23 protein-coding genes and 1 pseudogene are annotated in these 24,854 nt (G+C 66.7%); 14 read left to right on the plus strand and 10 right to left on the minus strand.

Features of this window, described 5'->3' with window-relative positions:
* Positions 1–13: 13 nt before the first annotated feature.
* The 5 genes from AUL30_RS11685 to exoK all read right to left on the minus strand — a co-directional run bounded on the left by AUL30_RS11685 (position 14) and on the right by exoK (position 4,914).
* Positions 14–946 (minus strand): glycosyltransferase family 2 protein, encoded by a 933-nt coding sequence (locus tag AUL30_RS11685; protein ID WP_062228072.1) that lies wholly within the window; start codon positions 944–946, stop codon positions 14–16.
* Positions 936–1,883, minus strand: a complete 948-nt coding sequence (locus tag AUL30_RS11690) for a glycosyltransferase (protein ID WP_062228073.1) — start codon at positions 1,881–1,883, stop codon at positions 936–938. Before AUL30_RS11690 ends, AUL30_RS11685 begins: the two co-directional genes overlap by 11 nt.
* Positions 1,880–2,866: a glycosyltransferase family 2 protein gene (locus AUL30_RS11695; protein ID WP_062228074.1), complete on the minus strand. Its 987-nt coding sequence runs from the start codon at positions 2,864–2,866 to the stop codon at positions 1,880–1,882. Before AUL30_RS11695 ends, AUL30_RS11690 begins: the two co-directional genes overlap by 4 nt.
* Complete coding sequence (locus tag AUL30_RS11700; RefSeq protein ID WP_062228075.1) at positions 2,863–4,032, minus strand: glycosyltransferase family protein; 1,170 nt, start codon at positions 4,030–4,032, stop codon at positions 2,863–2,865. The genes AUL30_RS11695 and AUL30_RS11700 overlap by 4 nt, the downstream gene beginning before the upstream one ends.
* Before the next feature lie 102 nt (positions 4,033–4,134).
* Positions 4,135–4,914: an endo-1,3-1,4-beta-glycanase ExoK gene (gene exoK, locus AUL30_RS11705; RefSeq protein WP_062228212.1), complete on the minus strand. Its 780-nt coding sequence runs from the start codon at positions 4,912–4,914 to the stop codon at positions 4,135–4,137.
* Positions 4,915–5,404: 490 nt separating this feature from the next.
* On the opposite strand from exoK, the gene AUL30_RS11715 reads away from it, so the two are divergent.
* Complete coding sequence (locus AUL30_RS11715) at positions 5,405–6,403, plus strand: glycosyltransferase family 2 protein (RefSeq protein ID WP_083507889.1); 999 nt, start codon at positions 5,405–5,407, stop codon at positions 6,401–6,403.
* Here the strand turns inward: AUL30_RS11715 and AUL30_RS11720 are convergent.
* Both AUL30_RS11720 and AUL30_RS11725 read right to left on the minus strand, forming a co-directional pair.
* Complete coding sequence (locus tag AUL30_RS11720) at positions 6,361–7,353, minus strand: glycosyltransferase family 2 protein (RefSeq protein WP_062228077.1); 993 nt, start codon at positions 7,351–7,353, stop codon at positions 6,361–6,363. The genes AUL30_RS11715 and AUL30_RS11720 overlap by 43 nt on opposite strands.
* 110 nt (positions 7,354–7,463) lie before the next feature.
* Complete coding sequence (locus AUL30_RS11725) at positions 7,464–7,709, minus strand: exopolysaccharide production repressor protein (RefSeq protein WP_062228078.1); 246 nt, start codon at positions 7,707–7,709, stop codon at positions 7,464–7,466.
* Between the two features lie 617 nt (positions 7,710–8,326).
* Between AUL30_RS11725 and AUL30_RS11730 the strand changes: the two genes are divergently transcribed.
* The 3 genes from AUL30_RS11730 to AUL30_RS11740 are packed head-to-tail and all read left to right on the plus strand — an operon-like array spanning position 8,327 to position 11,610.
* Entirely contained in the window at positions 8,327–9,010 is a 684-nt protein-coding gene (locus tag AUL30_RS11730; RefSeq protein WP_062228079.1) for a sugar transferase, read from the plus strand.
* A gap of 55 nt (positions 9,011–9,065) precedes the next feature.
* A complete protein-coding gene (locus AUL30_RS11735) occupies positions 9,066–10,304 on the plus strand; it encodes a polysaccharide biosynthesis/export family protein (protein WP_062228080.1) in 1,239 nt (412 codons plus the stop codon).
* 10 nt (positions 10,305–10,314) lie between these two features.
* Positions 10,315–11,610: an O-antigen ligase family protein gene (locus AUL30_RS11740; protein ID WP_062228081.1), complete on the plus strand. Its 1,296-nt coding sequence runs from the start codon at positions 10,315–10,317 to the stop codon at positions 11,608–11,610.
* Between the two features lie 22 nt (positions 11,611–11,632).
* Here the strand turns inward: AUL30_RS11740 and AUL30_RS20135 are convergent.
* A pseudogene (locus AUL30_RS20135) lies at positions 11,633–12,652 on the minus strand (acyltransferase family protein); the annotation flags it as partial.
* 297 nt (positions 12,653–12,949) lie between these two features.
* On the opposite strand from AUL30_RS20135, the gene AUL30_RS11750 reads away from it, so the two are divergent.
* Genes AUL30_RS11750 through AUL30_RS11770 form a run of 5 tightly spaced genes read left to right on the plus strand, consistent with a single transcriptional unit; the run spans position 12,950 to position 17,790 of the window.
* On the plus strand, positions 12,950–13,759 hold the full coding sequence (locus AUL30_RS11750) for a (Fe-S)-binding protein (RefSeq protein ID WP_062228083.1): 810 nt from the start codon (positions 12,950–12,952) through the stop codon (positions 13,757–13,759).
* A complete protein-coding gene (locus AUL30_RS11755) occupies positions 13,756–15,186 on the plus strand; it encodes a LutB/LldF family L-lactate oxidation iron-sulfur protein (protein ID WP_062228084.1) in 1,431 nt (476 codons plus the stop codon). Before AUL30_RS11750 ends, AUL30_RS11755 begins: the two co-directional genes overlap by 4 nt.
* Complete coding sequence (locus AUL30_RS11760; RefSeq protein WP_062228085.1) at positions 15,183–15,821, plus strand: LutC/YkgG family protein; 639 nt, start codon at positions 15,183–15,185, stop codon at positions 15,819–15,821. The genes AUL30_RS11755 and AUL30_RS11760 overlap by 4 nt, the downstream gene beginning before the upstream one ends.
* Positions 15,822–15,829: 8 nt before the next feature.
* Positions 15,830–17,200, plus strand: coding sequence for an aminodeoxychorismate synthase component I (pabB, locus tag AUL30_RS11765; protein WP_062228086.1), 1,371 nt, complete (start codon positions 15,830–15,832; stop codon positions 17,198–17,200).
* Positions 17,197–17,790 (plus strand): anthranilate synthase component II, encoded by a 594-nt coding sequence (locus tag AUL30_RS11770; protein ID WP_062228087.1) that lies wholly within the window; start codon positions 17,197–17,199, stop codon positions 17,788–17,790. Before pabB ends, AUL30_RS11770 begins: the two co-directional genes overlap by 4 nt.
* Here the strand turns inward: AUL30_RS11770 and AUL30_RS11775 are convergent.
* Positions 17,750–18,157, minus strand: a complete 408-nt coding sequence (locus AUL30_RS11775) for a dihydrofolate reductase (protein WP_062228088.1) — start codon at positions 18,155–18,157, stop codon at positions 17,750–17,752. The genes AUL30_RS11770 and AUL30_RS11775 overlap by 41 nt on opposite strands.
* Positions 18,158–18,186: 29 nt before the next feature.
* Positions 18,187–18,924 carry a Crp/Fnr family transcriptional regulator gene (locus AUL30_RS11780; RefSeq protein WP_157070103.1) on the minus strand — a complete coding sequence of 246 codons (738 nt, stop codon included), beginning with the start codon at positions 18,922–18,924 and terminating at the stop codon, positions 18,187–18,189.
* Between the two features lie 187 nt (positions 18,925–19,111).
* Between AUL30_RS11780 and AUL30_RS11785 the strand changes: the two genes are divergently transcribed.
* The 5 genes from AUL30_RS11785 (at position 19,112) to AUL30_RS11805 (ending at position 24,846) form a co-directional block, all read left to right on the plus strand.
* The gene (locus AUL30_RS11785) at positions 19,112–19,612 is read left to right on the plus strand and encodes a MarR family winged helix-turn-helix transcriptional regulator (protein WP_244490806.1); all 501 of its coding nucleotides are present in this window, start codon (positions 19,112–19,114) and stop codon (positions 19,610–19,612) included.
* Positions 19,613–19,781: 169 nt separating this feature from the next.
* Complete coding sequence (locus tag AUL30_RS11790; RefSeq protein ID WP_244490807.1) at positions 19,782–21,437, plus strand: glucan biosynthesis protein; 1,656 nt, start codon at positions 19,782–19,784, stop codon at positions 21,435–21,437.
* The gene (locus AUL30_RS11795) at positions 21,434–21,763 is read left to right on the plus strand and encodes a hypothetical protein (protein WP_062228090.1); all 330 of its coding nucleotides are present in this window, start codon (positions 21,434–21,436) and stop codon (positions 21,761–21,763) included. Before AUL30_RS11790 ends, AUL30_RS11795 begins: the two co-directional genes overlap by 4 nt.
* A gap of 57 nt (positions 21,764–21,820) precedes the next feature.
* Positions 21,821–23,626: a glucans biosynthesis glucosyltransferase MdoH gene (gene mdoH, locus AUL30_RS11800; RefSeq protein ID WP_062228091.1), complete on the plus strand. Its 1,806-nt coding sequence runs from the start codon at positions 21,821–21,823 to the stop codon at positions 23,624–23,626.
* A gap of 14 nt (positions 23,627–23,640) precedes the next feature.
* Positions 23,641–24,846: an OpgC family protein gene (locus tag AUL30_RS11805; RefSeq protein ID WP_062228092.1), complete on the plus strand. Its 1,206-nt coding sequence runs from the start codon at positions 23,641–23,643 to the stop codon at positions 24,844–24,846.
* The last annotated feature ends 8 nt before the right edge of the window (positions 24,847–24,854 follow it).

Genomic DNA, 24,854 nt, shown 5'->3' on the forward strand with positions numbered 1-24,854 from the left:
GAAGGCCCGGCCATCAGCCGAGGCGCGGCCGGGTCAGCCGCTGCAGCCGGACTTGGATCGGCATGCGCAGATGGGTGAATGCGACGGGGTTGGCGATGGCCTGGCGGAACGCTCGGCCGATGGCCCCCTGTTTCAGATGCTCCACCAGTGCCAGGAAGGCCGCCGCGTCGGCAAGGCTCTTGGCATGGCGTTGCATGGCGCGGCGCGCCGAAGGACTAAGACTGTGCGCCGCCTGGAAGGCTTCGTCCGCCTGGATCAGCGCTTCCACATGCTCGGGGTGCAGCACGCGTGAGATCGAGCCCTGGCGGATCGCATAGACATAGCCGGCACTCGGCTCCACAACGCAGGTGCCGCCCCAGGCCATGACGGAGGCCATGAAGAGGAAATCCTCGCCGATGCGCAACGCTTCCGGGTAGCGGATGGCATGGCGTTCCAGAACATCGCGGCGCAGGATGGGCTTCATGTAGCCGTAGTTGAAGCGGCTGCGGAAGATCCGGTTCGACAGGATGAACCGGTCGAGCGCAATCGTGTCCAGGCGCTCCAGGTGCCGGGTCGGGAACATGGGGCGCCCCTGCCCGGCTTCCTCCACGATCAGATTGTCGACGACGATCGCCGCATCGCGCGCTTCGCCCCGGGCGATCATGCGGTGCAGGCGGTCGGGCAATAGGCGGTCGTCGCAATCCAGTACCGCGATCCAGCGGCCGCGCGCCTGCTCCAGCGCCGCGTTGCGCGCGCCAGCCGGCCCGCGATTGTCCGGCAGGGACAGGACCGTCACACGCGGATCGCCGAGCGCACGCGCCGCATCGGCCGTGCCATCGCCCGAGCAATCGTCCACCACGATACATTCGACGCTGACGCCCGTCTGCGCCAGGGCCGAGGTGAGCGCCGTGCCGACCGTGTCGGCCGCCCGCCATGCCGGGATGATGAAGCTGACGTCAGGTTGCATCCGTAGCTCCCGCGCGCGGGGTAGGCAGGCCGTATCGCTCGATCGCGTCGACACCGAGAAGACCGGCGACGACCCCCACATGCAGCGCGCCCCGCAGGGCGTGGCGCCGCGAGGCCTCCGGCCGCAGGCATGTTGCCGCCGCAAGGGCCGCGCAGTAACCACCCTTGGCCAGGGCGCGGGCCAGATGCCCGGCCTGGCGCAGGGGCTTACCCGGCCCGATCACGATGCGCCCATGCGTCTGCCCCATGCGGAAACGGCGTTCCGCCAGCCAGCGAAAGCTGGCCCGGTGCGGCGGGACCACCTCCTCGACAAGCGCGTCCGGCGCCTCGGCGATCTGCCCGCCATCCCGGACCATGCCCGTGAAGAAAGCCGTGTCCTCGCCGCCGGATCGGCCGAGCGAAAGGTCGAAACGGCGCCCCGCCACGGAGGACGCGGCGCGGTCCAACAGGACGTTACAGGTATAGCCGGTCAAAATGGCGCCGCCCACATATACGGGCAGCGTGGAATGGAGGTCACCCTTGCGCATCCAGCCGGGGGCGCCCTCAGTGTAATGGGCCTTCACCGGGCCGAGCGTCGCGGCGGCCCCCGTTTGGCGGGCCGTGGCCAGCAATGCCGCCATCCAGCCCGGCGTCGCCGTCTCGTCATCGTCGATGAAGGCCATGTAGCGGCCTTGCGCGGCGTCGAGGCAGGCGTTGCGGGCGATGGAAATGTTGCCGGCCGGGGCATGGAGATAGGTAAGTCCGTGCGGAAAATCCTGTGCGGCGGCCATCACTCTTGCGCGGGCGCTGTCGGTCGTATCGTTGTCGGCCACGATGACATGCAGCGACATCCCGTCCGGGACCCTCAGCCGGGACAGGGAGGCGAGCGTCTCGACGATCTGCGGGCGCCGGAAGGTGCAGAGGCCGATATCGATGCGGTCCGCCACGAGCGCCGTCATGCCAGGGCCTCGCGGCGGCGCGGCAGCGTCAGGACGGCCCGCCAGAACCCTGCCGACCAGGCGGCATGCATGATCATGGCCGACACGCCGGCCAAAGCACCCGTGGCCGGCCGCCCGGCGCGAAGACCGAGCGCCAGCCCGTAGCCGAGGCACAGGAGCGCCCAGGCCAGCGCCGGCACCAGGAAAGCGAGCGACACAGGCGCCAGCAGGATCAGGAGCAGTGCGGGCGCCACGAAGACCGGGATCATCTGCCGCAGGCGCGGCGTCATGCGGTGCTTCAGGATGTTCATGGCGCGGCCCTTGCCGTAGCCGAAATATTGGCGCCCCAGGGCGCGCAGGCTCGTGCGCGGATAATAGGTCATCGCCGTTGCGCCGGTCATCCAGATCCGCTTACCCGCCATGCGCAGACGGTGATCGAGTTCCGCGTCCTCATTGTGGCTAAAGCTTTCGTCATAGCCGCCCACGGCCTTGAACGCATCGATCCGCATGGCCGCATGGTGCCCGTGGTCCGTCCAATGTCCGGCCGCCCCCGCCCGGTGGGCGGAGCCGCCATTGCCGAGCCGGGAATTCTGGGCCATGGCCGCCGCGCTCTGCCGCAGCCCCTCGCCGCGCGTCACCATGCCGACCACGACGCTGTCGGCCGCATGAGCTTCCGCATCCGCGAGGATGCGATCCAGGAAATCCTCAGGGTAGTCGCCATGCGCGTCCACCCGGATCAGCCATTGCGCATCCGCGCCATACCGCGCCACGGCGGCGTTCACGCCGGCGCTCTGGATGCGGCGCGCATTGTGAAAGACGGTCAGGCGCGGCGCAGCTTGCGCCGCCGCGGCCAGGATGGCGAGCGTGCCGTCGGTGCTGCCGCCATCCGCCACCACGACATGCCCGTCCAGCCGCTCGGCGGCTTCGACCAGCCAGGCAACGAGCCCGCCAATATGGGCGGCCTCGTTCAGGCAGGGCACGACGATGAGACAGCGCGCCATCATGCGGCCTCCGCCAGAAGCGGCGCGCGGCCGGTCGCTGCCAGGCCCGTCAGCCGGCGAACGAGCGCGGTGCATTCGTCCGGACCGCAGGCGAACCGCGCCGCGGGCTGCGCCATCACCGCGTCGCGCAGGGCGGCATAGGCCGCCGCGTCGGCAGGCAGCGCCTGCGCCAGCCGTGCCGGTTCCGTCGCGTCGAGGTGGATGCCGAGCCCCATCTGCGCCAAAGTGCGGCTGGTCTGCGTTCCGGCCATGGCGATCGGCACCGCACCGTGCCGGCAACCCTCGTAGAGGCGGTTCGGCAGAAGCCAGTCGGAGTTCATGCCGGCCTCGAAGAAGTCGATGGCCCAGGTGAACTGGACCGAGCCGTAGAGCCCGGCCAGATCCTCCGGATTGCGATAGGCCCCTTCGAATCGCATGAAGGGCTCCTTCGCGATCCGCGCCTCGAAGTCGGGAAAGACGTCACGCGCCGGCCGCCCCCGTAGCAGGACCTCGTATCGCCCCTCGCATGCCCTGGTGAAGGCGGACAGGATATCGAAGGACCTGGCGCAGCGCAGGGCGCCGAACCACCCGATCCGCCACGGCGCGCCCGGGCCTGGCACCAGATCGGCCGTTGCTGCGCGGTGCGGCGCGGGCCCGAGTTCCAGAACCTTGTTCTCGACCAGGAGGGTGGGAATATGGGCCTGCCCGCGGGGCTCGAAATAGGCTTCCAGGAAGCGCGGCGAACTCGTCATAAGCAGGGCCGCCCGGCCGGCCAGCCGGCGCTCGGCCAGGCGCATGGCCCGCCCCACCATGCTCGTGCCGAGCATCAGGCGGTGAATGTCGAGGCACTCGTAGACGACCGGAGGACGCGTGCGCTGCAGCGCGGCGACACGCTGCGCCACGGCCAGCATTTCGAGGTTGCGGCCAATGATCACGTCCGGCCGCTCCGTGCCGGCAAGCGCGGCGCGTGCCGTCAGGACGGCCTTGCCGACCATGGCGATGCGCTGTGCGAAACGACCGTCCGCCGTGGTGCCGAGGCTCATGGGCCGCGTACGGCCGACACGCTCCGGGGGGGTCCCCCGCGTAAAGCCGGCCAGCACCACGGATGCACCCCCGGCTTCCAGCATTGCCACGCGCCGCGCCACCGCGGGATCGGTCAGATCGTGCACGAGGTAGAGGATATTGGCCATAAGGCGGTGATCCCGTTCGATCTTTCGCGTTCAAGGCTACGGCGAAAGATTCCGCTTTGCAACATGAATGCTGCAGCACAGCATTCCGGGAGTTCTATGACTTCAGCGTGCCGATATGTCCACACCGCAAACCAGGGATTGCGGGAACTGGCATTCCTCTCCCAGCGCGGTGAAGGCGATGCGGTCCACTTCCATGGTCCGGGTCCCGAGATCCTCAAAGGGGCCCATCCAGCTCGTCAGCGTATCGCTGCCCCAGAGCGAGAGGTAGATTTTCTGGGCATGGGTGGGCAGACGGGCCGGGTCGTCCGCGGTGTGGACCAGCGTGCCGTTGACATACCAGCGGATGCGGTCGGGCTCCCAGACAAAGGCATAATCGTTGAAAGCCGCCTCCGCGCCCCCCGGCACTTCCACCAGCTTCTCGTTCCTGCCTTCGCCGGACACATACTGGTTGACCTGTACCTTGGACGGATCCTTGCCGAGCACCTCGAAATCGATCTCGTCATGCGGCTTGCCGTGGGTCGGGCCGATATAGGTGAACATGGCCGAGTTCATGCCGGACCCGGCAGCCGTCTTCATGCGCACCTCGTAGGTGCCGTATCGGAAGGCGCCGTTGGTCTGGATCTCGCCGCAGGCAAAGTTCCGATCGCCCGTCTTGCGGGGTGTAAAGGCCAGCTTCAGCACGCCGTCCGAGATGCCGACCTGCCGCTTGGACCAGGTGCAGTTCTGGTGGTCGCCGTTGGACCAGCCGTCCGCCACATACCAGCGCTTCAGATCGAGCCGGTCGAAATTCTCCACGAAGGAGGTTCCGTTACCGGCCCCCTCCGCCGCCTGCGCGGCGAGCGGAGCCGTGATGGCCAGGAAGGCGAGTAGAAGCTGTCGCATGACATATTCCCCATTGCGGGCCCCATTGCGGGCCAGATTGCGACGGTCCGTCACGTCTTCCGGCAAATGCCGACCGGGCCCATGGCAAAGCCGACACCATGGAAGAAAGCCGGATAGGATTCTGCCGGGCGCGTCCCGGCCGCCCTGTCCGATCGCAGTCTCGTCGTGGCGTCGTCCGGCGACGTCACCGGGTTTTCGGACCGATCTTCACGATGCGTGACCAACGTCATCACGCCATCCTTTCCACCTGTGTCCGAACGCCACGAAATCTTGCCATTCCATGCTGCGGCGCAGCGGATATGTCTCACCCTTCAATACGGGCAGAATGTGACAGTATCTGTCACGGCGATGTGATTGCGCTGGAAAGATTGCCGGAATTGCGGCCTTTTGCAAGCATGCGACCCGGCGCTTGCCAATCGGCCGGTGGCCTGCAAGACTTTGCCGCACTGCAAAACTGCCCGCTGCGGCGGGGCCGGGAGTTCTCCTGCCTATGACCGAAGCCTGGGTCGTCATCCCCTTCTTCCAGCGATCGCCTGGCATCTTGTCCCGCGCCGTCCGGTCGGTGCTCGCACAGGACAGGGCCGCGGCCGGAATCATCGTGGTGGACGACGAATCACCCGTCGATGCGGCGGCCGAGCTCAAGGGGCTGGATCTGCGCTCCATGCCCATCCGCGTCATACGCCAGCCCAATGCCGGACCGGGCGGCGCGCGCAACACCGGCCTTGCCAACCTGCCCGGCAGCGCCACCCATGTCGCCTTTCTGGATTCGGACGACGAATGGCACCCCGGGCACCTGGCGGCGGCGCTGCAGGCGATGGAGCGGCATGGCGCGGACGTCTTTTTCGGCACCATCTCGGGCGGCGCGGGCTTCGACTATCATTCCGACATGTCGGCGCTGGCGGCTGAGCCCGGCGTTACGATGCTGAGCACGGACCCGATGGTCCTGACGGCGCCGGATATGGCCAACCGCATGCTGGAAGACTGGTCCTATCTGCACCTGTCGGCCATGGTGATCGCCCGGCCGCTCTTCGAAGGGCTCCGCTTCGCGCCGGATCTTCGGCTGGCCGCCGAGGACATCCTCTTCTTCCACGATGCCTTCCGGGCGGCGCATCGGGCCATCCTGTCCGCGGCGCCGGCTGCCGGGCGTGGCGAGGGCGCGAACATCTTCCACGGCGTCGACAACCAGGCGCCGGACTATCTGCGCCAGCAGTTCATCACCTTGAGCGCCCTGCAACGGCTGGCCGCAAGACCAGGCCTCAATGCGTCCGGCGCGCAGGCGCTGGAGCGCCGGCAAGAGCGCGCGCGGCGCGAGGCGCTGTGGGGTCAGGCCGCCCGCCTCCGGCGCGGCAAGGCACCGCAATGGAAGCTTCTCGGTCAATGGGCCCGGCGCGATCCACGCATCCTGCGCGCATTGGCCGGCCTTGGCCTGTCGCGGTTGCGGAAGGGTCAGCCGACCGGCCAGCCTTCGGACAAGGTCCGCAACCCCTGATTCTGGACGGGCGGTCTGACGCGGCGGGCGAGCGCGTCGAGCTTGTCGCGCGCCACGCCCGAGACGATCGCCGGCACGCTGCGCGGCTGCGACAGGCTTTCGAGCCCCGCCGAGAAGAGCCCCTTGCGGGCTTTGCGGTCCAGAAAATCGCGCAGGACGTAACGGCCGTGAATGTGACGGGCATGGCGCTCGAGCATCGCCTTGACGGGCCCGGCCTCGGCCCCGGCGGCCAGTGCCGCGCCGGCCAGCCAGAGCTGCCGCAGATCCTGCGTGCTGTGCCGGCCGCTTAAGGAATCACCGCGCACCACGGCCGCGTAGCCGCAATTGTGGACGACCACATAGCGCGCGCCGGCCATGAGCGCGCGGACATAGAACTCGTAATCCTCGCCCAGCCGCAGATCCTCGCGGTAGCGCAGACCATGCGCTTCCAGGAAGGATGTGCGCATGACGGGCTTCAGAAAGCCGATCTCTCCCCGCGCATGGCCGCGGCGGGAAATGTTGCCTTCCACGAACTCCACCGTGCCCAGCCGCGTCACGCGCGGAGCCTTGGACGCAAAAGCCGGCAGGGCTTCGTCTGCCCTTTCTGCAGGAACGAAGACGATATCGTCGGCCGCGAAATCCCAGTCGGGCGCAGCCAGGAGCGCGGCGAAACGACCGGGCAGCAGGAAATCGTCGGCATCCAGTATGGCCACGAGCGGGGCGGTGCAGGCATCCAATGCCCGGTTGCGCGCTGCCGCCGGGCCGGTATTGCAATCCTGGCGCAGAATGATCAGGCGGCCCGTTCCGTCATCGGCGGCCCGCGCCGCACCGCCTGTGTCGTCGCTCGACGCATCGTCGACGACGATCACCTCCGCCACATGCCGATCGGCCAGGGCGGAAGCGACCGCACAACCGATCGTCGCCGATGCGTTCATCGCAGCGATGATGACTGCAACGCGATCCGTAATCATGGCGAGCGTTCCCTGCTTGCCCCGGTCATCGTACCGGGCCGTCACAGGCTGAACGGGAAACGCGGCAACATCAAGTGTGCGCGGGCAACGGTCCTGCCCGGCAGGAGCGCTTAGAAATGATTGTGGTAGACATCCGGAGCGACGTCGGCCGACTTGGCCTCGCCCGCAGTGGCGCCGGCGTTGCCATTGCGCCAGACCATGAACAAGACGGCCAGGAAGTAACCGACCTGTATGATGACGGCGCAGACAAGCGTCTGGACAAGCATGGTCCATACGGATCCGGTGAGCCAGTATATGGCAATGGCGAATGCCGTCAGGGTGAGCAGCATGCCACGGAAAAACAGAACAAACGACATGACTATTTGACCATCATCATGACGAAGATTGACGCAGACTGGACGCATATCCGCATTCGTTGAGCCTGCAATGGCCCTGATGCTTCTATCGTCGCGGCCGTCTTCCTCAGCGCCGTTCTTCCAACAGAGTTAAAAAACCCAAGTCTTTCGCACAATATGCACCTTCGATAATACCAAACGTGTCCGCACGCAATATGGATGCCCCCCACATACGCAATTTTTGGTAGTTGGCTTTTTGCTCCGCACTCAAATCGATTTGATTCCGCACTGTTCAATTGCGTGATCGGTTCGTGACCGGCCAGCAACGTTGTAGGATTTTCAAGTATTTCCTGATCGCTGATCTCATTAGCTGTCCAATTGTTGCCGCCCGCGGAGCAGCTGACAAAAAAATGTCAAATTGCTGGTCCCTTAACCGCCCCCGTGACTGTTTTTTAGCCGACCACTCCACCTCTCGGACCGTCGATCATCTCCGCCGCCCCCCGCAACCGCACGACCGCCAACCATGAGAATTATGGGTTTCATGAGAATATTGCGCCGCCACATCATGAAACCGTTGCACTGCAACATAATTCGCGTATGCTCGGATCGCTCATCACCAATGGTTCGGAGTTGGCAACATGCGAACGGCTGATAGGCTCCTTGGAAAAGCGGAAGGCTTCCTCGACGGAACCGTCGGGGATCTGCGCGCTGTCGGAGGCGCGGTCAAACGCTCATTCGATCTCGTGGCCTCCGTTGCGGGGCTGATCGTCCTGTCGCCGCTGTTCATCATGCTGGCGGCACTGGTGAAGCTGTCCGACGGGGGCAGCATATTCTACGGCCACCGGCGCATCGGGCGCGGCGGCGCCACGTTCCATTGCCTCAAGTTCCGCACCATGGTCGAGAACGGGGACGAGGTCCTGCAGCGTCATCTGGCTTCGGATCCCGCCGCCGCCGAAGAGTGGAAGGCCACCCGCAAGCTGCAGAACGATCCGCGCGTCACTGCCGTCGGCCAGGTCCTGCGCAAGCTCAGCCTCGACGAGCTGCCGCAGATCATCAACATCATCCGCGGCGAGATGTCTGTCGTCGGCCCGCGTCCGGTCGTGGCTGCCGAGCTCGACCTCTACGGTTCGGCCGCCAGCCACTACCTGCGTTCCCGCCCGGGCCTGACGGGCCTGTGGCAGGTCAGCGGGCGCAACGACGTATCTTACGAAGCGCGCGTCGCCTTCGACAAACAATATGTCGAGAACTGGTCGCTCGCCACCGATCTCGCCATCATCATCAAGACCGTGCCGGCCGTCGTCGCCTCCCGCGGGAGCTACTGACGACCGCCGCCGGCGCATGACGGCCGAGCGCCGCCTGCCCAGGAGAACACCCCTCATGCTGCGGACCGGTTTCGTGCGTCTCTTCGGCGTCCTCATCCTTGCGCTCGGCGCTGCGGGAGGCGCTCAGGCCGAGGGAGGTTACACGCTCGGTCCCATGGACAAGCTGCGGATCCGCGTCGTCGAATGGCAGAGCGCGGAGGGCGCGGTCCGCGACTGGACGGCGCTGGCGGGCGATTATCTCGTCGGGCCTTCGGGCACCATATCCCTGCCCTTTATCGGCGAAATCCCCGCAGAAGGCCGCAGCACCGCCGACATCGCCGCCGTGATCGGCACCGAGCTGCAGCAGACGCTGGGGCTGATGGACCGCCCCAACGCCTCGGTCGAGCTGGCCGAGTTCCGGCCGATCTTCGTTGCCGGCGATGCGCAGACCCCCGGCCGCTACCCCTACGATCCGGACCTCACCGTCCTGAAGGCGGTTAGCCTGGCGGGCGGCCTGCGCCGGGCCACCGACGGGAATATGCGCCTGGAGCGCGATATCATCCGGGCCAGCGGCGAACAGGACGTGACCGTGGCCCGGCGCAACCGCCTGATCGTCAAGCGCGCGCGGCTGGAGGCGGAGGCCGCCGACCAGACGGCCTTCGAGCCCCCGCAGGAATTGCGCGACCAGCCCGACTTCACCGCCATGATCGCCGACGAAAAAGCCATCATGGACACGCGGCAGAAGCGGCTGACGCTCCAGCTCGAAGCCCTGGATGACCTGAAGCGGCTTCTGGCGAGCGAGGTCGAGGCCCTGCAGAAGAAGATCACGGCGCAGAATCGCCAGATCGAGCTGACGCGCAAGGAACTGGCCGGGATCGGCGATCTGTCGAGCCAGGGCCTCGTCGTCAACGCACGCGTCCTGTCCGTGGAGCGGACCATGGCCGAGCTCGAGACGCGCCTTCTCGACTACGAGACCGCGCTTCTCCAGGCCCGCCAGGAGATCGCCCGGGCGCAGCAATCGGCTATCGACCTGGAAAACGACCGTGACGCGGAGATCGCCCGCGAGCGCCAGGAGGTCGAGGCCGACATACGCTCCGCCGAGCTGCAGATCGGCACGAGCCGCAACCTCGTCCAGGAAGCGCTGACGCAGGCGCCGACCGCCAGCGTCGGGCCGTTCAACGAGAATGTGCGCATCGTCTACAAGATCGTGCGGACCGTCGATGGCCAGGCGCAGGAAACGGAAGCCGGCGAAATGGAACCGGTCCTGCCGGGCGATGTCGTGAAGGTCGAGATGGCGGCCGTGGCCGTGAACTGACGGTGCCGCGATGCGCATAGCCAAGGCATCCCTGATCGATCCCGAGCGCAACGGCCTCTATGCGACGTGCGCGACTGCGCTGTCGGTCTTCGTCTTCGCCTATTCCACCCGCTTCGGCCAGGTGTCGATCCTGGCCTATTACGCGCTCTGGCTGCCGCTGATCCTTATCGATTACCGGCGCGTCCTGGGGCGTGTCCTCTCGACGCCGTGGATCGTCGCTTTCGTGGGCCTGGCGCTTCTGTCCACCTTCTGGTCGGCTGCGCCCGGGGTGACGGCGCGCGCAAGCGTCCAGTTCGCCACCCATGTCTTCTGCGCGCTTCTGGCGGTCAACCTCGTCTCCATCCGCAGCCTGACGCGCGGCATGGTCGTCGGCACCGCGCTGGTGATGGTCTATTCGCTGATCTTCGGGCATTACAGCTACGATGCGCTGGACGGGACCTACAGTTTCGTCGGCGCCTTTTCGTCCAAGAACCAGCTCGGCCTCTACGCCTCGCTCGGCATCTACTTTGCCCTGGCCTCGGTGTTCATCCTGGGCGAGCGCGGCCTGTGGCGGCTCGCTACCCTGGCCAGCGTGCCCATGGCGGGCTACGGCCTTTTCGCGGCGCAGTCGGCCACCTCGGTCCTGGCCACCGTCGCGGCGCTGGCCATCACCTTCGGCTTCCAGCCGCTCCTCGCCTTCCGGCCCCGCCATCGCAAGGCGCTGCTGGCGCTCGGCATCGTCGTACTGGCGGCGGCCCTGCCGGTCGTCTTCGGCAGCGGAGTGGCCGATTCCGTCCTCGGCATCTTCGGCAAGGATACGACGCTCACCGGCCGGACCTATCTCTGGTCGGAAGGGATCGCGGCCGGCAACCTCAACCCGGTCTTCGGCGCCGGCTACTATGCCTACTGGGTCCAGGGCTTCGGCGAAGCCGAGCGGCTCTGGTACGAATTCTACATCGCCACGCGCAGCGGCTTCCATTTCCACAACACCTATATCGAGCTCTATGTCGAACTGGGGCTGGTGGGCGTAGCCCTTATGGCCTTCCTGATCCTGCGCACCGTCCTGGGTCATCTTGGCAGGCTGGTGTCCGACAATCGCAACCGGGCATCGCACCTCCTGTTCGGGCTGATGGCGATGTTCCTGATCCGCTCCTTCGTCGAGATCGACGTGATGACGCCCTATACGGTCGGCGCCTTCCTCATGTTCTACGCTGCCGGGCTTCTGGCAAAGCCCTTGCCGGCGCGGGCGCCGCCAGGCGCGGCGGCCAGGCCGGAGACGGACGTCCGGCATTCAGCACCGCCAGCAGGCCAGGCCATCCCCGGATAAGCTGCAGCGCCACCACCGATGTCGCCATGGCGACGATGGGAAGCGCAAAGAAGGTGATGGGGAAGAGGTCCGAGCCATAATTGCCGAAGGCCCGGCGCAGGATGATCTGCCCGAAGTCGAACAGAATCGCGTGGCTGCAGAAAGCAAAGAAGACATAAGGCTCGAGCTCACGGCACAGCGCGCCGAACCGCAGGCGCGACAGGCGTATCGTCAGCTGCCACATGAAGGCCGCCATACTGAAGCGCAGGGCCATGTCGAAGGCCGTCGAGGCGGTTTCGCTGTAGGCGGCGATGCTCCCCTGTTGGAGCCGGAGCCCCAGGAAGACGGCGATGACCGGCAGAAGCAGGAGCGCGATGGGGCGCGACAGGCGGTCGATATCGCCCCGCTCCATGCCCGACTGGCGCAGCCACATGCCGGCAGCAAAGAACAGAAGCATGGGGGGCCGTTGCAGGACCAGGGCGCCATCGCCCAGGAAGGCGAAGGCTGCCACGGCGCCGAAACTCGCCAGCGGGGCGCGCCGCAGGCCCCAAAGGAGCAGCGGCGACAAGAGGCAGCAGACAAAGAGATCGCGAAGGAACCAGAGCGGAACCACCTGCGGCCACTGCGTCAGCGCCAGGAGCGCGTCGGCGAGCGGCAGGGCCTCCAGCGCCGGCATGGCGTCCCATTTGCCGGTCAGGACGCCGTAGGCGGCAAGGCAACCCAGCATGACGAGGTTCCAGGCGACCAGCGGCACCAGGAGCGTGCGGGCCTTGGACCGGATCAGGGGCACCGCGCCGAGCTTGTGCAGTGTCGAGACGATCAGATAACCCGACACGATGGTCAGGAGCGCCACGGAGCTGAGGCCGAAAATCCGCGTGAGGATGAAGTAGACGATATCGAACCAGTCATCCGCCGGCCGCTGATTGACATCGTCGGCCACCCCGGCCTGCACATGCACGAACATCATCAGGAAAATGCAGATCGTCCGCGCAATGCGGATCCGCTCCGAGACGACGGGGTCCAGCTTGCCTGGCGCCCGGTCAGGATGGGTCGTCGCCGTCATCCTTTGTCCCTCCGTAACCGTCGGGGGCCGCAGCGCCGCGTTCCGGGCTTGTGCCCTTACTCGGGTGCCGTGGCAGGGATGGCCAGCCCATCGGGCCGACCGCGATAGTCCGTAGAACTGATTATAAGGCAGTTGTGGCAACAGTGCAGCGCAGCATCACATTTTCGCGTGGGCCCTTGCGCCGGGGCGAATGCGGAATGGTTCCAATTGCCGTCGAAAGGCACTAGTTCTGAAGGCGCGCGGTTGCGCCGCCCGGCGGGCGGCCCGCCATCGATCGTTGCGAGTGTCCTGCCAGCCATGTCCGATCCCGACCGCTTTCCGACCAGCCCCACTGCCACAGACCGGCGGCCGCGCGTCGCGCTGTTCGTCACCTGCCTCGTCAATGTAATGCGCCCGACCATCGCCGACTGCACGATCGCGCTTCTGGAAGCGGCCGGGGCGGATGTGGCGGTGCCGCTGGACCAGACATGCTGCGGCCAGCCGGCTTTCAATTCGGGCGATGAAAAGGGAGGAGCGCGCCTCGCCAAACGGCAGATCGCGCTTCTGGAGCCCTATGACTACGTGGTCCTACCGTCCGGCTCCTGCGCATCGACCATCATCCACACCTGGCCGGAAAGCCTGAAGGACGAGCCGGAATGGCAGCGGCGGGCCACGGCCCTGGCGGGCCGGACGCATGAGGTCCTGTCCTTCCTGACCGATGTTCTGAAGTTCAGCCCGCAACCGCCGGCGCTGCGCACCACCGCCACCTATCACGACACCTGTTCCGGCCTGCGGGAGCTCGGCATATCCGCCCAGCCCCGCCAGCTCCTGGCGGCCGTCGAGGGGCTGGAACTGCGCCCCTTGCCCGATGCCAATGTCTGCTGCGGCTTCGGGGGCACCTTCTGCGTCAAATATCCTGCCATCTCCAACGCCATCGTCGGGGAAAAGGCAGATGCGATCGAAAGCACGGGGGCGCGCATGCTGCTTGGCGGCGATCTGGGCTGCCTGATGAACATGGCCGGCAAGCTCCAGCGCCGCGGCTCGGACGTGCGCGTCTACCACACGGTCGAGGTCCTGGCCGGCGCCACGGACCGCCCGGCCATCGGCCATGGGAGCGACGGGCGATGAGCGCGGCGACGCCCCTGCCGGACTTCAAGCAACGTTCCGGCACCGCCCTGTCGGACCGCCTGCTGAAGGTCGCCATCGATCGCACCACCGGCACGGCGCGCAGCAAGCGGGCCGCCATCGTCGGCCTGTGGCCGGATTTCGAGGTAGCCAGGGCACGCGGCAAGGCCATCAAGGACCATGTGGTGGCCAATCTCGGCCACTACCTCGTGGAGTTCGAGCGCAACGCCCGGGCCAGCGGCGCCAAGGTGCATTATGCGCAGACGGCGGACGAGGCGGCTGATCTGGTCGTGCGCCTGTGCCAGGAGGCCGGGGCACGCAGCGTGACCCGGTCCAAATCCATGCTGGGCGAAGAGATCGGCCTGCCGCATGCCCTGGCAGAGGCCGGGATCGAGCGGGTCGAGACCGACCTTGCCGAACATATCGTGCAATTGGCGGGCGAGCGGCCGAGCCACATCATCTGGCCGGCCCTGCACAAGACGCGCGAGCAGATTTCCGAGCTGTTCCGCGTCGCCCACCAGGATCCGCACGGTGAGGAAACGCCGGAAGCCATGGCCGCATCGGCCCGGCGGCATCTGCGCGTCAAGTTCCTGAACGCCGATATCGGCATTTCCGGCGCCAACTTCCTCGTCGCCGACTCGGGCTCGGTCTGCACCGTGACCAACGAAGGCAATGCCGAGATGACGACGACGCCGCCGCGCGTCCATATCGTCACCGCCGGCATCGAGAAGCTCATCCCCTCGGCCGCGCATGCGGCGACCATGCTGCGCCTTCTCGTGCGCTCGGCGACGGGTGCGGCCCTGACGCAGTACACGACCTTCCACACGGGCCCGCGCCGCGAGGGCGATCTCGACGGCCCGCAGGAGTTCCACATCGTCCTGGTGGATAACGGCCGCACGCGCATGCTGGCCGATCCGGCCCTGCGCGATATGCTGCGCTGCATCCGCTGCGGCGCCTGCATGAACCATTGCCCCGTCTTCAACCAGATCGGCGGCCACGCCTATGGCGGCACCTATCCTGGCCCCATGGGCGCGGTGCTGACGCCGGTCTTCGACGGGCTGGAACGCTCCCGCGACCTTGTCGGCGCCTGCACCCTGAACGGGCGCTGCCGCGAGGTCTGCCCCGTCGACATACCGCTGCCCACCCTGATCAAGGGCTGGCGGGACAGGAGCTGGCGCGAGGGGCTGGAGCCGCTCAGCGTGCGGACGGGGGTCGGCGCCTGGGTCTTCCTTGCCGCCCATCCGCGCCTCTACCGCCTGGCGACCCGCACCGCCAACCTTGCCCTGCGGCTGATGGGCCGCAAGGCGGGCCGCATTGCCCGCCTGCCGCTGGCAGGCGCGGGATGGACGGCCCACCGCGACATGCCGGCGCCGGACGCACCATCGTTCCTGTCGCAACATGCAGCCCGCAAGCAGGAAAGCCGGCCATGAGCGCACGCAACGCGATCCTGCGGCGCATCGATGCCGCGCTGGGCCCCGCCCGTTCGGCCGACACGATCCGCGCCGAGGCGGCTGCGCTTCTCGAAGATCCGCAGAGTGTGCGCCCGCCGGCCGCGCAGGGCGATCTGACGACCCGCTTCATGGATGCGGTCGGCCGCCTGCCCCCCGGCGCATCCGTGGAACGGATCGCCGGAATGGCGGCGCTGCCCGCCGCGGTCCGTGCCCGCCTGGACGCGCTCGGGCGCCCGCCACGCCTGAAGATCCAACCCGTCGCCGAACTGGCGGAACTCGACTTCGCCGGCGCGGGCATCGCGCGGGACGAGGCCGTCAACGATGGCGTATCCCTGTCGCTCGCCCGGACGGCCATCGCCGAGACGGCCAGCCTCGTGCTGCGCTCGGGCCCGGACATGCCGATCCTCGACGCTTTCCTTCCGCTGCATCACATCGTGGCCGTGCCGGCCTCGGGCATCGTCCCCTTCCTGGACGATGCGCTGGCAACGGCGGATCTGGCCGCCAGCCGCAACCTCGTCATCGTGACGGGGCCGAGCGGCACCACCGATATCGAGGGAAGCCTCGTCATCGGCGTGCATGGCCCCGCCACGCTGCACATCGTCGTCGTGGACTGACACTCCGCATGTGGACGCGCCGTCTGCCCGCCATATCGCCCTTCGAGGCGGCCCGCCGCATGCGTCCGCTCGGCGGCCTCGCCTTCCTGGACAGCGCCCAGCCGGACTCGCCCCTGTCGCAACGCTCCTTTGCCGCGGCCGCGCCCTTCGCGCGGGTCGATATCCGGCTGGCCGATGGCGGGCTCGACAGGCTGGAGGCTGCGCTGCGGCCCTATCGGACGGCATCCACCGACGGATGGATGCCCGGCGCGGCGATCGGCTACGTCGCCTACGACCTCGCCCATCGGCTGGAACGCCTCGTCGCGCCGCCGGACCTTCGCCCCGACACGCGGCTCGCCCATTTCGGCCTGTATGGCGCCGTCGTGACATTCGATCATGCGACCGGCGCTGTCGTCGCATCGAGCGCCGGCTTCAATGCCGCGCTCGATGCGAGCGCACCTGCCGAGCATCGGCACCGGGAAGCCGAACGCCAGTTCGACGCGCTGGCCGCCGCCCTGTCCGACGCGCCGCCGCCCCTGCCGGACAATCCGCCCCTGCGGGACTTTACCTCGAACCTCTCGCCCGACGCGTACCGGGCGGCCGTGAACCGCGTGCGCGCCTATATCCGCGAGGGGGATATCTACCAGGCCAACATCGCGCAGACCTTCACCCACCACTTGCCGCCCGGCTACGATCCCCTGGCCTTCCATGCCCGGCTGCGCACGCTCAACCCGGCGCCCTTCGCGGCATACCTCGAAATGCCGGGCGAGACGCTCATTTCCTCGTCTCCCGAGCGTTTCCTGTCGCTGGTGGAGGGCCGGGTGGAGACGCGCCCGATCAAGGGCACGGCGCGCCGACCGGCCGATCCGGCCGCGGCACCGGCGGCCGACCGCGCGGCGGCGCGCGCTCTTGCGGCCTCGGTGAAGGACCGCGCCGAGAACGTGATGATCGTGGATCTTCTGCGCAACGATCTGTCCCGCGTCTGCACGCCGGACTCCGTCGAGGTTCCGGCCCTCTGCCAGGTCGAGACCTACGCCTCCGTCCACCACCTCGTCTCCGTGGTGGAGGGCCGGTTGCGCCCCGGGCTCACCGCGCTCGACCTCCTCGCCGCCACCTTTCCGGGCGGATCGATCACCGGAGCGCCGAAGATCCGGGCCATGGATATCATCACGCAGATCGAGCAGCAGCGGCGCGGCGTCTATTGCGGAAGCATCGGCTATATCGGCTTTGACGGGCGGATGGACCTCAACATCGCCATCCGAACCGCCAGCTTCACGCCGGAAAGCGTAGCGCTGTCGGCCGGCGGCGGCATCACCATCCTGTCCGACCCGGAGGCCGAGCGCGACGAAAGCCTGGCCAAGGCGGCACGCCTTCTGGCCGCCTTCGGAGACGACGCATGATCGTGATGATCGACAATTACGACAGCTTCGTCTTCAACCTGGCGCGCTACCTGGAACGTCTGGGCGAGGACGTCACCGTTCTGCGCAACGACGGCACGGACATCGAGGGGATCCTGGCCCTTTCGCCGGACGCCATCGTCATCTCGCCCGGGCCCTGCACCCCGCGTGAAGCCGGCATATCGATCGATCTCGTCACGCAGCTGTCCGGGCGGCTGCCGATCCTGGGCGTCTGCCTCGGGCATCAGGTCATCGGCGCGGCTTTCGGCGGGGTGGTCACCCATGCCGGGCGCCCGCTGCATGGCCAGGCCTCACCCCTGCATCATACGGGGCACAACCTCTTCCAGGGCGTACCCGATCTGGCGCAAGCCGGCCGCTACCACTCGCTGATCGTGCAGGAAACGCCCGTCATGGCCGAGGCGCTGGTGGTGGATGCGCGCTCGCCGGAGGGCGAGATCATGGCGCTGACCCACCGCCTTCACCCGACCTACGGCATCCAGTTCCATCCCGAATCCGTGCTGACACCACACGGGATGGAGATACTCGCCAATTTTACAGCGCGGATCCGGACGCCACGAGCCACTGCGGGTTGAACCAGCGATCTGCCGGCCCGTCATATGGCATACGATTGACGTCCCAGTGCCGGACGAAGGGCGCATAGACGTCCCACACCGCCGGCCCGCCGCCGATATAGACGACCCGGTCGGAAAAGCGCGACAGGACCGTTGCCGGGTCTTCGTGTGAGCGGATCTCCACGATGGTGCGGTCCGACCGGGCAAAGTCGGGAAAGGATGCCACTGTGCGCGGACCGGCGATCAGGACGTGCCCCCGCGTGATCTCGAAGAATCGCTCCACATCCTCCACGAAGGGACGCTCGCGCGCCCCCTCCCACGGCAGAACGCCGTTCAGTCCGATCTGACCGCTCTGCCCGATGGCGCAGATGACGCGGATGTCCGCCATGTGGTTCTTCCTCCCCTTCGCGCGGTGGATCAGGCGCTCGCGGCTTCCGGAAACCAGCTCGCGTCGATCTGGTACATGCGGTCGACGAAGTCGATTTCGTAGCCGAGCCGCTCCGGGTTGAGAAGCTCCATCACGCGCCCGTCGCGCCGCAGATGACCCTGTTCCTCGAGCAGGCGCAAGGCGCGGTTGACGGAGACGACCGACAATCCGACCACATCGCCGATCAGCTCCTGCGACAGCGGATTGACGAAGGCCCCGCCCTCGAGCGCGCCGGCAATGCGCTGGCGCGCGCGGCACTGCATCAGGAACAGGGCGACGCGGTCGCGTGCATTCATGCTGGAGGCGGCCCGCAGCCGATCCATCATCGATACCCGCTCCAGCGATACGAACGTGAAGAACAGGGCCGCGATCCGAGGATAGTTGGCGAAAGCCTCCCGCAGCCCGGCCTTGGGAAAAGGGCACAGTTCGACATCCGTCGCGGCCGTGTAGACGAGGGTCGATTGTGCGCAGCCGAGCTGGCTGACGCCGACCACATCGCCGGGGTGAAACAGTTCGGTGACGATCTGGTCTCCTTCCAGGTCCGTCGTATGGGCGTAGAGCCACCCCTGACGCACGACATAGATATCCGAAAACTCTGCATTGCCGGCGATGATGGGCCGGCGCCGCGGGTAGCGCTCCGTGCGCCCCTCCATCGTCGCCAGGAAACGGCTCTCCTCCCGCGTCAGGTCGAGATAGTGCGAAAGCTTGGCAACCAGACAACTCTTCATCTGCGCATGAACTCGCGAGCCGATGACCACAGGCCGGACGATGTAACGTTATGATATTTCATGCTTTCACCCTGGAATTGTGAGCCGGCAATAGGTGCCCGTCAAAGCTTTATTCGATTGGCCCGCGAGTCGGCAGGATTTAAGCCGTTAAATGCAACTTCCCCTCCCCGGCTTCTATAGATCGCTCATGGATGAACTTTCATACCCTCTCCGGGCGAACCGTTCGGGAACGAGCGCTGCTGATCCCGAGCCGAGCGACCTGCCGCTGGTGCGTTCGCTTCTGTCGATTTCCAAGTCGACCCGCGCGTTCCTGACGCTGATGCTGGCAGAGATCGACCTTCATCTCGGACAGGACCAGCTTGTCGCCGGGCTGGAGCCGGGCCGCGCAATCAGCGTGTCGGAGCTTGCCGACCGGATCGCCGTGCGGCCGTCCACCGTATCCAAGATGCTCGATCGGCTCGTCGACAAGAATTTGGTGCAGCGCACCGTGAGCAGCGAGGATGCACGCCGCACCATGGTCGTGCTGACGCAGGCCGGACTGGAAATCCGTCCGCGCGTCGAAGCCGTCTGGGCGCGCCTCGAAAAGGAACTGGCCGGGGCCATGACCGTGGAAGAGGCCGATACGCTCGCCACGGCGATGAACCGCATGGAAACGCTCCTCGCCACCAAGCTTCGCCGGCATCGCTGACCTTTTCGCATCGCAATCCGCCGTAAATTTCGCCCAATGATGGTTCAAACGGTTCAGAAGCCGTTCATGAGCTTTATGTATGGTGCGCCCAACACCGCGTAGGGTGCTGGAACAATCGGCGTTTTTGCGTATGCTCACATCACGATCCCGGAAGAAGAATCTCGATCCCTTGAATTCCCCGTTCTCGACCACGCGACGCGCCGCCATGGGCTATGGCCTCGGCGGCATCATGACGGCAATTCTGGCCGGGCGCGCCTATGCGCAGACCGCCGAGCCGGTCCCCACGCAGGAAACGCCGCCACCCGATGCTGCCCCGGCCCCGGCGCCGGAGGCTCCCCCGCCGGCCGACCCGACCGTGGTCGATCTGAACAATTTCAGCTTCGATGCCCTGTCCGAAGCCATGCGCAACCGCGCCGCACAGCCCTATGCCGGGCCGCCCAACGATCTTCCGCAGCCGATCCAGGACCTGGATTACGACGGCTATCGCCGCATCCTGTTCCGGCGCGACCGCACCGTCTGGGCGAACGATCCGTTCAATTTCCACCTTCAGGCCTATTTCCCGGGCTTCCTCTACAAGGTGACGACCCGCGTCCTGATCGGCGACGGGACGCGTTTTTCGCTCTATCCCTTCTCCGGCTCGGATTTCGAATTCCTCGCGCCGCTGGATGCCGAGCTCTATCAGAACCTCCAGCTCCCGGGCGTTGCCGGCTTCCGGCTGAACTATCCGCTCGACCGGCCCGATCGCTTCGACGAGCTGGTGTCCTTCCTGGGCGCCAGTTACTTCCGTGCGCTGGGCATGGGCAATCGCTACGGCCTGTCCGCGCGCGGCCTCGCGCTCAACACCGCCACCAGCGTGGCGGAGGAATTCCCCCGCTTCTCGGCCTTCTACCTGATCCAGCCCAAGGAAGGCGATCGCACGATCCAGATCTTCGCGGAAATGGACAGCCCGAGCGTGACGGGCGCCTATTCCTTCCTGATCCGGCCGGGCGCGGAAACGGTGATCGACGTTACCAAACGTCTCTATTTCCGCCAGCCCGTGGAACGGCTCGGCGTCGCCCCGCTGACCTCCATGTACTTCTTCGGAGAGAACGACCACCCCGAGCGGGAGGACTTCCGTCCGGAGGTGCACGACAGCGACGGGCTGTTCATCGAGCGCGTGAATGGCGAGCGTCTCTGGCGCCCCCTGAAGAACCCGACCGAGCTGGCCCTGTCCTATTTCGGCGAGTCGTCGCCGCGCCGGTTCGGCCTTCTCCAGCGCGACCGTGAGTTCGACCATTACCAGGATGTCGAGGCCCGCTACGAGGTCCGCCCCTCGCTCATCATCGAGCCGCAGGGTGATTGGGGCCGCGGCGTGGTGCAGCTCGTGGAGATCCCGACCGAGTCCGAGGTGAACGACAATATCGTCGCCTTCTGGGTTCCGGAGGAGCGGCCGGAGGCCGGCAGCCAGTACGAGTTCCGCTACCGCATGCGCTGGGGCATGCTCGAGGAGATGCGCAGCGACGTCGCCGTCGTCCTGGGCAGCTTCGCCGGGCTGGGCGGCAATGCCGCCCATACGGGCGATATCGGCACCCGCCGCTTCGAGATCAATTTCGATGGCGGCACGGCGGCCAACATGCCGGCCGGATCGGTGGTCGAGCCCATCGTGGACGTGCCAGCCAATGCGCGCATCGAGCATGTGGGCGTCAACCGCCTGCCGGGCGGCGGGTGGCGCCTGTCGCTCGAACTGGAAAAGCTGGATAACGCGCCGGTCGAGTTGCGGGCCAAGCTGGCCGTCGGCGGCCGCGTGGTCAGCGAAACCTGGCTCTACCAGTGGATCGGGCAATGATCGCCGCGCATCCGGCCGACATGACGGGCACGGGTACGGGCGCGAGCGCGGGTCTGCACGGGACGGTTCCCGATATCCCGGCCGGCATTCTCGTCGGCCGGCCGGACCTCTCCGAGGATGAGGTACGTGCGGCCATCGTGGAACGGCTGGCCTTCGAGAAGCGCCACGGGCCGGAGCCGGAGGTGGTCCTGCTGGCGGCCCGGCTCGGCAAGCGCAAGGCGCTGGCCTTTCTGCGCAAGCTGGTTCTGCCGCCGCCGCGCGGCAGGCTGGACATGCCCGAGCAGCCCATCCTGCGGTCGCATTACGGCGTGACTTCGCACGATTGAAGGTCCATAACCTCGCGCGTCGGCGTTACGCGCCCGGAACATCGGATTTAAGAGCACTTGGTCGTCCTAGGCAGACTCATCTTCGCGCTGGTGGCGCTTGCGCTTGCGGTGCTGGCCGGCTTCCTTTTCGCGACCGTCATCACGGCCAACGGGGCCACATGGCTGCATTTTGCGCAGATCGTGCTTCTGATCGTCTGCTGCATGTGGCTCGCCTGGGGCTTCAACACCGCCGTGGCGGGCATTTTCTTTTCCCGCACCCGGCCGACGCGGCGCGCGGGCGTCCTGGCCCCCGTCTCATCCAACCGCACCGCAATTCTGATGCCCGTCTATAACGAGGACGCGGCCGCCGTCATGGCGCGTGTCGCCGCCATGATCGAGGGCCTTCGGCGGATCCGGCGGCTCGATGGGTTCGACGTCCTGATCCTGTCCGATTCCACCAAGCCGGAAGCGGTGGAAGCGGAACGCCGCGCCGTCTTCGAAGTGGCCGGCGCGCTGGAGACGGGAACCCATCTCTATTACCGCCACCGGGAAAAGAACACCAACCGCAAGGCTGGCAACATCGCCGAATTCGTCACCCAGCAGGGCGGGGCCTATGCCTATATGCTCGTGCTGGACGCCGACAGCCTGATGCGGCCGGAGACGATGGTCGAGATGGTCGCCCGCATGGACGACGATCCCGAGCTGGCCCTCCTGCAGACGCAGCCGCTCATCATCAACCGGCGCACTCTGTTCGGCCGGGCGCTGCAATTCTCGGCAGCCCTATACTCGCCCTTCTTCTCACGCGGGATCGCCGCCCTGCAGGGCCGCGAAGGCCCGTTCTGGGGCCACAACGCCATCATCCGGACGCGTGCCTTCGCCCAGAGCTGCGGCCTGCCGCATCTGTCGGGCCAGCCGCCCTTCGGTGGCCATATCCTCAGCCACGATTTCGTCGAGGCTGCGCTTCTGGCGCGCGACGGCTGGAAGGTGCGTGTGGATCCCGAGCTGGAAGGCTCCTTCGAGGAAGCACCCTCGAACCTCATCGAATATGCCAAGCGGGATCGCCGCTGGTGCCAGGGCAATCTGCAGCACGGTCGCCTGGTGGCGGCACCGCGCATCGCCTTCTGGAGCCGCGTTGCCATGATCAGCGGGATCATGGCCTATGCCGCCTCGCCCATATGGCTCGTCTTCCTGATCGTCTCCATGCTGGATCCGATCCTGGCGCCAGCGCCGAACTACTTCCCGGGCGACAGCCTCTTTCCGGTCTTCCCCCGGCCGGAGACGACCAAGGCGCTCCTGCTCCTGCTCGGCATTTTCACGCTGCTGCTCCTGCCCAAGACGCTGATCGCTTTCCGCACGGCCTTTTCGCACCGGGCGGCCCGCTTCGGCGGCAGCATCGCCGTCCTGATGGGCGCGACCTGCGAGCTTATCCTGACCAGCGCGCTCGCGCCGATCATGATGCTGTTCCAGTCCAAGGCCGTTGCCGAAATCTTGATGGCGCGTGACAGCGGGTGGCCATCGACGGATCGCGACGATGAGGGGCTGCCGCTCTCGACCGCCTTCGCGGCGAGCTGGTGGATGGTGATCGTCGGGGCGCTGCTCCTGGTGACGACCTTCATCTATGCGATCAATCTCTTCCTGTGGGTCCTGCCGATCGCGCTCCCGCTGCTCGTCGCGCCCTTCTTTATCTCCTTCACGGGGGACCCGACTCTGGGCGACAAGGCACGCGCCATGTCGATCTTCGCCACGCCGTTCGAGATCGCTCCCGAACCCGTGATCCGCGCCTCAGAAGCCTGGCGCCAACGCCTTGCCGGCGAACAGAAGACACTATCTCAACCGCGAAGGGACTCGCGGACCGTAAAGGTCGAGACGGCCGCCAGAGGCTGAAGGTCAATGCATCCATGACGCATCATGCAGATGTCTCTTTCCGTCCGGAAAGAGACTACCGGGTGGATTTTTTCCGCGGCATCGCCTTGGTGATGATCTTCGTCAACCACATTCCCGGCGTGCTGTGGGAAAACTATACAAGCCGCAATTTCGGCTTTTCGGATTCGGCCGAACTGTTCGTCTATCTGGCCGGCTTTGCCAGCGCCTATGCCTATGGCCGACCGTTCCTCCAGGGCTCCCCCCTTGTGGCCGCGCTGAAGGCGGCGCGGCGGGCGGGGGTGCTCTACCTCGTCCACATCGCGCTGACGATGGCGATCCTCTCGCTCTTCATCTGGTTCGCCCTGGCGCGCGGCAAGGGGGCCGTGCTGCGGGAGATCGGGCTCGGCACGCTCCTGACCCAGCCGCTCGACGCCCTCTACGGCATCGCCACGCTCGGCAACCAGCTCGGCTATCTCAACATCCTGCCCATGTACTGCGTGCTGCTCCTGCTTCTGCCGGTCATGCTCTATGCGATCCGGGCCGTCGGGCTGAAGGGCATGCTGGCAGGCTCGGCCGTCACCTGGCTCGTCGTCGGGCTCGTGCGGATCAACATTCCGAACTATCCCAATCCCGGCGGCTGGTTCTTCAATCCGCTCGCCTGGCAGCTCATCTTCGCCGCCGGCCTCTATTGCGGCTTCGAGAAGATGCGCGGGCGTGCGGCCGTTGCCTACTACCCCCGGCTCTACATTGCGGCGCTCGGCTATCTTGCCTTTTCCTGGGCCTTCATCGGCTTCGGATGGTGGTCTCTCGAGCGGATGATTCCGCTCCCCTCGCTTTTCGTCGGCTTCGACAAGACCTTCGCTTCGGTGCCGCGTCTTCTGCATCTGGCCGCGCTCGTCTACGTTTTCGCGCATGCACCGGCGCATTCGGCCTTCAGCCGTGTCGGGCGGGACAATCCCTTCACCATGCTCGGCCGCCACTCGCTGCCCGTCTTTGCGGTCGGCACCTTCCTGTCGCTCTGGGCGCAGGCGCTGCGCTTCGGCAACGAAACGACGCTTGCCTACGACACGGCGATCGTCGTCCTGGGCCTCTCCATCCAGTTCGCGCTTGCGCGCTACCTGGATTGGTGGCAGGCGGTCAGTCGCGCAGCAGGCGCTCCCGCGCCCCGCGCGGCGACCGAGCAACGGCCCATCGCCACAGGCCCGGCTGCGGTGCCGGCCAACCTGCGCCGCACGCCATAGAGGACGGT

The organism is Aureimonas frigidaquae (assembly GCF_001463905.1).
GTDB lineage: Bacteria > Pseudomonadota > Alphaproteobacteria > Rhizobiales > Rhizobiaceae > Aureimonas > Aureimonas frigidaquae.

What these genes read in the sequence shown, in the direction of transcription:
- AUL30_RS11685 (WP_062228072.1), bottom strand. Translation starts at nt 946, where the DNA reads ATGCAACCTGACGTCAGCTTCATCATCCCGGCATGGCGGGCGGCCGAC.
- AUL30_RS11690 (WP_062228073.1), bottom strand. Translation starts at nt 1,883, where the DNA reads ATGACGGCGCTCGTGGCGGACCGCATCGATATCGGCCTCTGCACCTTC.
- AUL30_RS11695 (WP_062228074.1), bottom strand. Translation starts at nt 2,866, where the DNA reads ATGATGGCGCGCTGTCTCATCGTCGTGCCCTGCCTGAACGAGGCCGCC.
- AUL30_RS11700 (WP_062228075.1), bottom strand. Translation starts at nt 4,032, where the DNA reads ATGGCCAATATCCTCTACCTCGTGCACGATCTGACCGATCCCGCGGTG.
- exoK (WP_062228212.1), bottom strand. Translation starts at nt 4,914, where the DNA reads ATGCGACAGCTTCTACTCGCCTTCCTGGCCATCACGGCTCCGCTCGCC.
- AUL30_RS11715 (WP_083507889.1), top strand. Translation starts at nt 5,405, where the DNA reads ATGACCGAAGCCTGGGTCGTCATCCCCTTCTTCCAGCGATCGCCTGGC.
- AUL30_RS11720 (WP_062228077.1), bottom strand. Translation starts at nt 7,353, where the DNA reads ATGATTACGGATCGCGTTGCAGTCATCATCGCTGCGATGAACGCATCG.
- AUL30_RS11725 (WP_062228078.1), bottom strand. Translation starts at nt 7,709, where the DNA reads ATGTCGTTTGTTCTGTTTTTCCGTGGCATGCTGCTCACCCTGACGGCA.
- AUL30_RS11730 (WP_062228079.1), top strand. Translation starts at nt 8,327, where the DNA reads ATGCGAACGGCTGATAGGCTCCTTGGAAAAGCGGAAGGCTTCCTCGAC.
- AUL30_RS11735 (WP_062228080.1), top strand. Translation starts at nt 9,066, where the DNA reads ATGCTGCGGACCGGTTTCGTGCGTCTCTTCGGCGTCCTCATCCTTGCG.
- AUL30_RS11740 (WP_062228081.1), top strand. Translation starts at nt 10,315, where the DNA reads ATGCGCATAGCCAAGGCATCCCTGATCGATCCCGAGCGCAACGGCCTC.
- AUL30_RS11750 (WP_062228083.1), top strand. Translation starts at nt 12,950, where the DNA reads ATGTCCGATCCCGACCGCTTTCCGACCAGCCCCACTGCCACAGACCGG.
- AUL30_RS11755 (WP_062228084.1), top strand. Translation starts at nt 13,756, where the DNA reads ATGAGCGCGGCGACGCCCCTGCCGGACTTCAAGCAACGTTCCGGCACC.
- AUL30_RS11760 (WP_062228085.1), top strand. Translation starts at nt 15,183, where the DNA reads ATGAGCGCACGCAACGCGATCCTGCGGCGCATCGATGCCGCGCTGGGC.
- pabB (WP_062228086.1), top strand. Translation starts at nt 15,830, where the DNA reads ATGTGGACGCGCCGTCTGCCCGCCATATCGCCCTTCGAGGCGGCCCGC.
- AUL30_RS11770 (WP_062228087.1), top strand. Translation starts at nt 17,197, where the DNA reads ATGATCGTGATGATCGACAATTACGACAGCTTCGTCTTCAACCTGGCG.
- AUL30_RS11775 (WP_062228088.1), bottom strand. Translation starts at nt 18,157, where the DNA reads ATGGCGGACATCCGCGTCATCTGCGCCATCGGGCAGAGCGGTCAGATC.
- AUL30_RS11780 (WP_157070103.1), bottom strand. Translation starts at nt 18,924, where the DNA reads ATGAAGAGTTGTCTGGTTGCCAAGCTTTCGCACTATCTCGACCTGACG.
- AUL30_RS11785 (WP_244490806.1), top strand. Translation starts at nt 19,112, where the DNA reads ATGGATGAACTTTCATACCCTCTCCGGGCGAACCGTTCGGGAACGAGC.
- AUL30_RS11795 (WP_062228090.1), top strand. Translation starts at nt 21,434, where the DNA reads ATGATCGCCGCGCATCCGGCCGACATGACGGGCACGGGTACGGGCGCG.
- AUL30_RS11805 (WP_062228092.1), top strand. Translation starts at nt 23,641, where the DNA reads ATGACGCATCATGCAGATGTCTCTTTCCGTCCGGAAAGAGACTACCGG.